8 protein-coding genes are annotated in these 9,361 nt (G+C 71.5%); all 8 read right to left on the minus strand.

Annotation, left to right across the window (positions count from 1 at the left end; all coding sequences use genetic code 11):
• Positions 1–1,581, minus strand: a 1,581-nt coding sequence (locus AX737_RS10655) for a molybdopterin-dependent oxidoreductase (protein WP_156453646.1), incomplete at its 3' end; no start/stop codon positions are given.
• 10 nt (positions 1,582–1,591) lie between these two features.
• Complete coding sequence (locus AX737_RS10660) at positions 1,592–3,151, minus strand: formate dehydrogenase beta subunit (protein ID WP_066921173.1); 1,560 nt, start codon at positions 3,149–3,151, stop codon at positions 1,592–1,594.
• Positions 3,148–3,621 carry a formate dehydrogenase subunit gamma gene (locus AX737_RS10665; RefSeq protein ID WP_066921175.1) on the minus strand — a complete coding sequence of 158 codons (474 nt, stop codon included), beginning with the start codon at positions 3,619–3,621 and terminating at the stop codon, positions 3,148–3,150. Before AX737_RS10665 ends, AX737_RS10660 begins: the two co-directional genes overlap by 4 nt.
• A gap of 249 nt (positions 3,622–3,870) precedes the next feature.
• Positions 3,871–4,524, minus strand: a complete 654-nt coding sequence (locus AX737_RS10670; protein ID WP_066921176.1) for a glutathione S-transferase family protein — start codon at positions 4,522–4,524, stop codon at positions 3,871–3,873.
• A gap of 257 nt (positions 4,525–4,781) precedes the next feature.
• Positions 4,782–5,234, minus strand: coding sequence for a cytochrome c-type biogenesis protein (locus tag AX737_RS10675; RefSeq protein ID WP_066921178.1), 453 nt, complete (start codon positions 5,232–5,234; stop codon positions 4,782–4,784).
• Positions 5,231–7,228 carry a heme lyase CcmF/NrfE family subunit gene (locus AX737_RS10680; protein WP_066921180.1) on the minus strand — a complete coding sequence of 666 codons (1,998 nt, stop codon included), beginning with the start codon at positions 7,226–7,228 and terminating at the stop codon, positions 5,231–5,233. The genes AX737_RS10675 and AX737_RS10680 overlap by 4 nt, the downstream gene beginning before the upstream one ends.
• A 29-nt stretch (positions 7,229–7,257) precedes the next feature.
• Positions 7,258–7,776 (minus strand): cytochrome c maturation protein CcmE, encoded by a 519-nt coding sequence (gene ccmE, locus AX737_RS10685; RefSeq protein ID WP_066921182.1) that lies wholly within the window; start codon positions 7,774–7,776, stop codon positions 7,258–7,260.
• 163 nt (positions 7,777–7,939) lie between these two features.
• Positions 7,940–9,361, minus strand: a 1,422-nt coding sequence (ccmI, locus tag AX737_RS10690) for a c-type cytochrome biogenesis protein CcmI (RefSeq protein WP_082772985.1), incomplete at its 5' end; no start/stop codon positions are given.

Consider the following 9,361-nt stretch of genomic DNA (forward strand, 5'->3'; position numbering starts at 1 on the left):
GGCGGCGCCCCGCACCTCGGCCGGATCGAGCCCGGTGAATTGCTGCTGGTTCTCCGGCGCGTGGCGCTCGTCGGCGACGAAGCGGGCCCAGGACTCGAACTCGGCCAGATCGCAGCGCTCGCGGACATAGGCCTCGTCGATCAGCCCCTCGGTGACGATGACGTGCGCCAGGGAGTTGATGAAGGCGACGTTGGAGCCGGGCTTCAGGGGCAGGTGGAAGTCCGCCTTGATGTGGGGCGACTTCACGAGGTCGATCTTGCGGGGATCCGCGACGATGAGCTTGGCGCCCTCGCGCAGGCGCTTCTTCATGCGCGAGCCGAAGACCGGGTGGCCGTCGGTCGGGTTGGCGCCGATCACCAGGATCACGTCGGAATGCGCCACCGAGGCGAAGTCCTGGGTGCCGGCCGAGGTGCCGAGCGTCGACATCAGGCCGTAGCCGGTCGGCGAGTGGCAGACGCGGGCGCAGGTGTCGACGTTGTTGTTGCCGAAGGCCGCGCGCACGAGCTTCTGGACGAGGTAGGCTTCCTCGTTGGTGCAGCGCGACGAGGTGATGCCGCCGACCGAGTCTTTTCCGTATTTCGCCTGGATGCGCTTGAACTCGCTGGCCGCGCGATCGATGGCGACCTCCCACGACACCTCCTGCCACGGATCCGTGATCTTCTCGCGGATCATCGGCTTGGTGATGCGGTCCTTGTGGGTGGCGTAGCCGTAGGCGAAGCGGCCCTTGACGCAGCTATGGCCCTCGTTGGCCTTGCCTCCCTTGTAGGGCACCATGCGGACGACCCGCTCGCCCTGCATCTCGGCCTTGAACGAGCAGCCGACGCCGCAATAGGCGCAGGTCGTGACCTCGGCGTGCTCGGGCTGGCCGAACTCGTGGATCGACTTCTCCTGGAGGGTCGCGGTCGGGCAGGCCTGCACGCAGGCGCCGCAGGAGACGCACTCCGATTCGAAGAAGTTCGTCGGACCCGCGGCGACGCGGCTGTCGAAGCCTCTCCCTGCGATGGTCAGCGCGAAGGTGCCCTGCACCTCCTCGCAGGCGCGGACGCAGCGGTTGCAGACGATGCACTTCGACGGGTCGTAGGTGAAGTAGGGGTTCGACTCGTCCTTCGGCAGGTACTTCTCCGAGGTCGGCCGGACGTGGTTGTCGCCCTCGTAGCCGTAGCGCACGTCGCGCAGGCCCACGACGCCGGCCTGCGTCTGCAGCTCGCAATCGCCGTTGGCCGCGCAGGTCAGGCAGTCGAGCGGGTGATCGGAGATGTAGAGCTCCATCACGCCCTTGCGGAGCCGGTGGAGCTTGTCCGACTGCGTGTGCACCACCATGCCGTTCTCGGCAGGCGTCGTGCAGGAGGCGGGCGTGCCGCGCCGGCCCTCGATCTCGACGAGGCAGAGGCGGCAGGAGCCGAAGGGCTCCAGGCTGTCGGTGGCGCAGAGCTTCGGGATCTGCGTGCCCGCGTTCATCGCGGCCGCCATCACCGAGGTGCCGGCCGGGACCGTCACCGACATGCCGTCGATCGTCAGCGTCACGGTCTGCGCATTGACGCGGATCGGCGTGCCGTAGTCGATTTCCTTGATCAGGCCCATCGACACCTCCTCACTCGGCCGCGACCGGGAGGTCCCCGGCGCGCCTGAAATCCTCGGGGAAATGGGTGATCGCGCTCATCACGGGCATCGGGGTCAGCCCGCCCATGGCGCAGAGCGACCCGTCGGTCATGACCTCGCAGAGGTCCTCGACCAGCTTGAGGTTCTGGTCCGGCCGGATACCGGAGATCACCTTGTCCATCGTCTCGACGCCCCGCGTCGCGCCGATGCGGCAGGGCGTGCACTTGCCGCAGGACTCGGTGGCGCAGAACTCGAAGGCGAAGCGGGCCTGTTTGGCCATGTCGACGGTGTCGTCGAAGACCACGATGCCGCCGTGGCCGACGAGGCCTTTCTTCGCAGCCATCGCCTCGTAGTCGAGGGGTGTGTCGAGGAGTTCGTCGGGGAAGTAGGCGCCGAGCGGGCCGCCGACCTGCACGGCGCGGACCGGACGCCCGGAGCGGGTGCCGCCGCCGAAATCCTCGATGACCTCGCGCAGGGTGATGCCGAAGGCCATCTCGATCAGGCCGCCGTGCCGGATATTGCCGGCGAGCTGGATCGGCAGGGTGCCGAGCGAGCGGCCCATGCCGTAATCGGCGTAGGCCTTGGCGCCGTGCTCCAGGATCCAGGGCACGGCCGTGAAGGTCATCACGTTGTTGACGAGCGTCGGCTGGCCGAGAAAGCCCTTCAGCGCCGGGATCGGGGGCTTGGCCCGCACGATGCCGCGGCGGCCCTCCAGGCTCTCCAGGAGCGAGGTCTCCTCGCCGCAGATATAGGCACCGGCACCGAGCCGGACTTCGAGATGGAAGGCCTTGCCCGAGCCCAGGACGTTCTCGCCCAGTACTCCGGCCTCGATGCCGTTGGCGATGGCCTCCTTCAGCGCTTGATAAGCCTGCGGATACTCGGAGCGCAGGTAGATGTAGCCGCGCGTGGCGCCCGTCGCGATGCCGGCGATCGTCATGCCCTCGATGAGGTTGAAGGGGTCGCCCTCCATCATCATCCGGTCGGCGAAGGTGCCGGAATCGCCCTCGTCGGCGTTGCAGACCACGTATTTCTGGTCGGCCTTCGCCAGCATCACCGTGTTCCACTTGATGCCGGCCGGGAAGCCCGCGCCGCCGCGGCCGCGCAGGCCCGACTCGCGCACCTCCGCGACGATGCCCTCGGCGTCCTTGGCCAGAGCCGTCTCGAGCCCGCGATAGCCGCCATGCGCCCGGTAATCCGCAACCGAGACGGGATCGACCACGCCGCAGCGGTGGAAGGTCAGGCGCTGCTGCCGGGCGAGGTAGGGGATTCTCTCCGGGTCGCCGAGGCGCAGGGCATGCTCCCCGCCGGTGGTCAGGCCGGCATCGAGCAGGGCGTCGACGTCCTTCGGGGTGACCGGGCCGTAGGCGATCCGGCCCTCGGCCGTCTCGACCTCGACCATCGGCTCCAGCCAGAACAGGCCGCGCGAGCCGGTGCGCTTGACCGTGATGTCGAGGCCGCGGCGCTCGGCCCCGGCGAAGAGGGCGCGGGCGACCCGGTTGGCGCCGAGCCCGAGCGCGACGGCGTCGCGCGGAACGGTGATCGTGACGCTCACTGGCGCACCTCCGTCAGGGTGGCCTCGAGGGCGTCGGCGGTCAGGTGGGCGACCGGCTCGCCGTCGACGAGGGCGGCGGGACCGTTGGCGCAGAGACCGAGGCAGTAGACCGGCTCGACGGTGCAGGAGCCGTCCGCCGTGGTGCCGTGCCACTCCGTGCCGAGGCGCCGGAGGATGTCGGCGTGGAGCTTGTCCGAGCCCATGGCCTGGCAGGCCTCGGCGCGGCAGAGCTTCACCGTGTGGCGGCCGGCCGGCGCGCTGCGGAAATCGTGGTAGAAGGTGATGCAGCCGTGGACCTCGGCGCGCGACACATTCAGCGCGTCGGCGATCAGCGGCACGGCCCCCGCATCGACGTAGCCGAAGGTCTCCTGCAGCGCGTGCAGGATCGGCAGCGTCGCTCCTTCCAGATGGGTGTGCTCGGCGATGATCCCGGCAGCGCGCGGGGCGCTCCAAGGCTCGAAACGCGGCATCGTTTCCTACCTACATTGTTCCTGTTCTAAGACCCGAGAGGAACAGAAATGCAGGTGGGCTTCAATCAAGCGCTCAGGTGGTTCGACAAAGGACGCCTGTCAGCCTGTCACTTCGCCCCTGAATGCGCCGGTTTCGGTGGCGGATGGCCGGGCCGGACGGCGGGCGTCCCCGCCGCCATGGGGTCGGGAGCGGATCAGCTATGCAATAAAGTGCAGAGTGGCTGTATGGTTCCGGTCGCTGGCGCCCGATCAGAACTCCATGTCGAGCTCTTCAATCTCCTCCGGCTCCTCGGCGGCCGCTTCCGCCCATTCCGCCATCAGGGGCCAGCGCAGGATCGTGTCGCGATAGGCGCCCGCGCGCGGCGGCAGCGCCACGTCGTAGGTACGGAAGCGCGTGCAGACGGGGGCATACATCGCGTCGGCCAGCGTCGGACGCTCGCCGAACAGGAAGGGGCCGTCGTAGCGGGCGAGGCAGTCGTCGAAGATCGTGACGATGCGCTCGATGTCGCCCCGGGCGCCGTTGAAGATCGGGAAGTTCGGGTGGAAGGCCTTCAGGTTCATCGGCAGGGCCGAGCGCAGGTTGATGAAGCCGCCGTGCATCTCGCCCGCGATGGAGCGGCAATGGGCGCGCGCGGCGGGGTCCTTGGGCAGGAAGCCTGCTTCGGGGAAGGTCTCGTTGAGGTACTGCGCGATGGCGAGCGTGTCCCAGACCACGATGCCCTCGTGGCGCAGGCGGGGCACGAGGAACGAGGGCGAGAGGTGGAGCAGCTCGGCCCGGCTTGCGGCGTCGTCGCCGGCCAGGATCTCGGTCGCGAAGTCGAGCCCGGCCATCCGGCAGATCAGCCAGCCGCGCAGCGACCAGGACGAGTAGTTGCGGCTGGAGATCGTCAGCGTGGCCGTCATGACCGTGCCTCCCGGATGATCGGTTCTTTCCGATTCGCCGCATCCAAGACTCGTGCCGAACCGGCCGCGGAGGCAAGCGGGGCGGGTGCGTTGCGCAGAGATGTCGCGGATTCCAAAGGTCGAGACCTTTGGCGGGTGCAGGGTGGAACCCTGCATTTGGCCCGTCGGCCCCGGCAAAGCCGGGACCGGCGAGCCAATCCCGGGGCTGCGCGCCCCGGGACCCCGCCCAAGGGGCAAGCCCCTTGGGGATCCCAGGATCAGTCCCGCTTGAGCAGCGCGGCGACTTCCGCCTCCTCGGCGGGGCTCAGGCCGCGCTCCGGCGCGGGCGCCCGGCGGCGGGCGAGGCGCCAGATGCCGAAGCCGCCGAGCAGCACGGCGAGCAGCGGCGTCGCCCAGAGCAGCAGCGTGTGCAGCCCGAAGACCGGGCGCAGCAGCACGAACTCGCCGTAGCGGCGCACGATGAAGTCCTCGGCCTGCTGGTTGGTGTCGCCGGCCTTCAGCCGGTCGCGCACCAGCACGCGCAGGTCCTTGGCGAGCGGCGCGTCGGAATCGTCGATCGACTGGTTCTGGCAGACGAGGCAGCGCAGGCCCGCCGAGATCTCGCGGGCGCGGTGCTCCAGGGCGGGGTCCGGCAGGACCTCGTTCGGCTGCACGGCGCGCGCCGGGCCGGCGGCGAGAAACGCCGCGAGCAGGAGGGCCGCGCGCCTCATTCGGCCGGCACCGCGTTGGGCACGGGCTTGGCCTTCGCCCGCACCGGCGCGCCGACGCGCATGCGCCGGTCGGTGAGCGAGACGCCGCCGCCGAGCGCCATGATCACGGCGCCGATCCAGATCAGCAGCACGAAGGGCTTGTAGTAGAGGCGCAGGCCCACGCCGTCCGGCTGGATCTCGCCGAGGCTGGCGTAGACTTGGCTCGCGCCGACCGTGAGCAGGCCCGATTCCGTCACCGCCATCTGCCGGCTCGGGTAGAAGCGCTTGCCGGTATCGACATGGCCGACCACGTCGCCCGCCGCGGTGCGGATGGTCAGGAAGGCCGCGGTCTCCTCGTAGTTCGGGCCGGGCCGGGGCGCGACCCGGTCGAGGGTGGCGACGTAGGGACCGGCGGCCAGCGTGCCGCCGGGCTTCAGCGTGGCCAACCCCTCGGTCGCCCACCCTTGCGCGGCGATGCCCAGCACCGCGACGCCGACGCCCGCATGCGCCAGGGCCGTGCCCCAGGCCGAGCGCGGCAGGCCGGTGGCGCGCCGCCAGATCAGGCCGGCGCCGCGCACCCGGTTCGAGCCGTAGCCGCGGGCGCGCGCGACGATCTCGAGCGCGGAGCCGACGATCAGGTAGGCGCCGAGCCCGACGCCGACGGGAGCGAGCACCGGCCCGCCCCAGGTCAGCGCCAGCGCCGCGAGCCCGACCACGAGGGCGGCGGCCAGCGCGGCGAACAGGCGCTGGCTCGCGGCCAGCACGTCGCCGCGCTTCCAGGCGAGTGCCTGCCCGAAGGGCACGATCAGCAGGAGCGGGATCGCGAGCGGGATGAAGGTGGCGTTGAAGAAGGGCGGCCCGACCGAGATCTTCTCGCCGGTCAGCATCTCCAGGAGCAGCGGGTAGAGCGTGCCGACGAAGACGGTGGCGCAGGCGGCGACCAGGAACAGGTTGTTGAGGACGAGGCTGCCCTCGCGGGAGATCGGCGCGAACAGGCCGCCCTGGCGCAGCAGCGGCGCGCGCCACGCGAACAGCGTCAGCGAGCCGCCGATGAACAGGACGAGGATCGCCAGGATGAAGACGCCGCGGGTCGGATCGACCGCGAAGGAGTGGACCGAGGTCAGCACGCCCGAGCGCACGATGAAGGTGCCGAGCAGCGAGAGCGAGAAGGTGAGGATGGCGAGGAGCACCGTCCAGACCTTCAGGGCGTCGCGCTTCTCCATCACGACGGTGGAGTGCACGAGCGCCGTGCCGGCGATCCAGGGCATCAGCGAGGCGTTCTCGACCGGGTCCCAGAACCACCAGCCGCCCCAGCCGAGCTCGTAATAGGCCCAGTACGAACCCATCGCGATGCCGAGCGTCAGGAAGCTCCAGGCGGTCAGCGTCCAGGGCCGCACGGCACGTGCCCAGACCGCGTCGATGCGCCCGTCGATCAGCGCGGCGACCGCGAACGCGAAAGTGATCGAGAAGCCGACATAGCCGACATAGAGCAGCGGCGGGTGGATCGCGAGGCCGGGATCCTGCAGCAGCGGGTTGAGATCGTTGCCCTCGAGCGGCGCGGGCACGGCGCGCGTGAACGGGTTCGAGGTCGTGATCAGGAAGAGCACGAACACGAAGGTGATGAAGCCCTGGACGCCCAGCGTGTTGGCGCGCAGCACCGGCGGCACGGCGTTCTTCGCCACCGCCACCAGGGCGCCGAACAGGGTGAGGATCAGGATCCAGAGGAGCATCGAGCCCTCGTGGTTCCCCCAGACGCCGGAGAGCTTGTAGATGAAGGGCTTGGCCGTGTGCGAGTTCTGCACCACGTTCAGGACCGAGAAGTCCGAGGTGGCGTGCGCGTAGGTCAGCGCCGCGAAGGCGAAGAGGATGCAGGCGAAGCTGCCGAGCGCGGCCTGCACGGCGACCTGCCGCAGCGCGGGCTCGCGCGCGCGGGCGGCCCAGAGCGGCATCACCGCCTGGACGAGGGAGAGCGCCAGCGCCAGCGCCAGCGCGAAGTGACCGGTCTCGACGAGCACAGTTCGGGGTGATCCTCTCGCTTCGTCCTCTAGCGCTCGCTGCGCGGACCGAGCGTCCTGTCGGTGCTCGTGGTCGCCTGCGGGGCGGCCTTCGCGTCTGGGGTAGCCTTCGCCCCGCCCTCCTGCCAGCGCCCCTGCGCCTTGAGCGCGTCGGCGACCTCGCGCGGCATGTAGGATTCGTCGTGCTTGGCCAGCACCGTGTCGGCCCGGAACAGGCCGCCGGGCTCGAGCCGCCCCTCCGCCACCACGCCCTGTCCCTCGCGGAACAGGTCGGGCAGCAGCCCCTTGTAGTGTACCGGCACCGTCGCGTTGGTGTCGGTGACCTTGAAATCGACCGTCTGGTCGGGCCCGCGCCGGACCGAGCCCGCCTCGATAAGGCCGCCGAGGCGGAAGCGCACGCCCGGGCCCACGCCCTGCGCCGCGACCTCCGAAGGCGAGCGGAAGAACACGATCGACCCGCTCATCGCCGTGAGGATCAGGCCGACGGCCAGCACGAGCACGCCGCCGCAGACGCAGATCAGGACCAGGCGGCGTCTCTTGCGCGTCACGGCGGCTTCGTCCCCTCGCGTGGCCGGGTGCCGACGGGGCCGCGGAGCCCGGCACGGCCCTGGCCGTTCTGAATTGCTCCCGACGGTGTCGGCCCCGGCGCTGCCCGGGTCAAGTCCGGGAGCCGGGACCGATTGTCAGGGGGAGGGGGCCGCTTCGAGCCGGTCAGGGCTTGCCGCGGCCCGGGAGGCCCAGTTCCTTGGCGAGCCCGTCGAGCTGCACGCTGGCCCCGGAATCGGCGGCGAGCGCCATGCGGGCGCGCTCAAGGGCCTGGGCGGCGTGGTCGCGGTCGCCGAGCGCGCTGTAGGAGCGCACGAGCCGCATCCACTCCTCGGCGCTGCCGCCCTTGGCGGCGAGGCGCCGGTCGAGGCCCGCGACCATGGCGCGGATCGCCGCGTCGCGCTCGGCCGGCGGCATCGCGGTGACGGCGGCGATGGCGGATTCCGTGTCCGCCCGCGCGGCGGGCTCCGGCGCCGCGGCGCGCGATCCCAGCTCGCGCGCGCCCGCTTCCAGGCGCTCCAGCGCGGCCGGGTCGTCCTTCAGGGCCTTCCTGGCGCGCTCCAGCGCCTCGTGGGCCCGGTCGCCCTCGCCCAGCACGGCGCGGGAGCGGGCGAGGCGCAGCCACTCCTCCGGCGTGCCGCCCGTCTCGGAGAGGCGCCGGTCGAGCCCGTCCACCATGCCGCGGATCGCCGCCTGCTGATCCTCGGGGCGGGGGCCCTTCGGCGCGGCGGCCTCCTTCGGGGGCGCCGGCTCGCCCCTGAGGCGGGCGAGGCTCTCGCGCACGAGGCCGAGCCAGGGCGCGTCGGCGGGGCTCGCCGCCTCGATCGCGTCGAGCTGGCGGATCGCCTCGCCCGTGTCGCCCGCCTGCTCGGCGGCGCGGGCGAGGTAGAAGCGGGGCTTCGGCGTGTTCGGATCGAGGGCGACCGCCCGCTCGAAGATCGGCTTGGCCTCCGCGGGCACGGTGCCGTTGGCGGCCGCCACCAGCGCCTCGCCCCAGTCGGAGAGGGTGGCGGGCGTCTCGCCCTTGAGCCGGGCCACCGCCTCGTAGGCATGGGCGGCGTCCGCGAAGCGGCCGAGCCGCATGTAGACGGGGGCGAGCACCGCCCAGCCGCGCGCGTCGCCGGGATCGCTCGCGAGCTTCGCCTCGATCTGGCCGATCGCCTTCATCAGGTCCTGGTTGCCGGCCTGCTGGGCCTGGCGCTCGGCCTGGGTCTGGGCGGGCAGGTCGGGCGAGCCGTAGAGCCCGTAGGCCAGCAGCGCGACGAGGGGGATGGTGGAGAGCGCGAAGGCGGAGGCCGCGCGGCGCTGGCGCAGGCGCGGCTCGGCCACGCCCGGGTCGTCGCCCGCCTGCGAGGCCCGGTTGGCGCGCAGCAGCCGGCGGGCGGCCTCGGTGCGGGCGGCCTCGGCCTCCTCGGGCGCGATCAGGCCGCGGGCGAGATCCCGCTCGATCTCGGCGAGCTGGTCCTCGTAGAAGCCGGTCTCGGTGGTCGCGGCGCCCGCCTCGCCCTGCCCGGTGCGGATGCGCCGGGACATCGGCCAGAGCAGCGCGAGCACCGCCGCGGCGGTCATGCCCGCCAGTATGAACCA

Source organism: Methylobacterium sp. CCH5-D2, from assembly GCF_001556475.1.
In the GTDB taxonomy this organism is placed as follows: Bacteria; Pseudomonadota; Alphaproteobacteria; order Rhizobiales; family Beijerinckiaceae; genus Methylobacterium; species Methylobacterium hispanicum.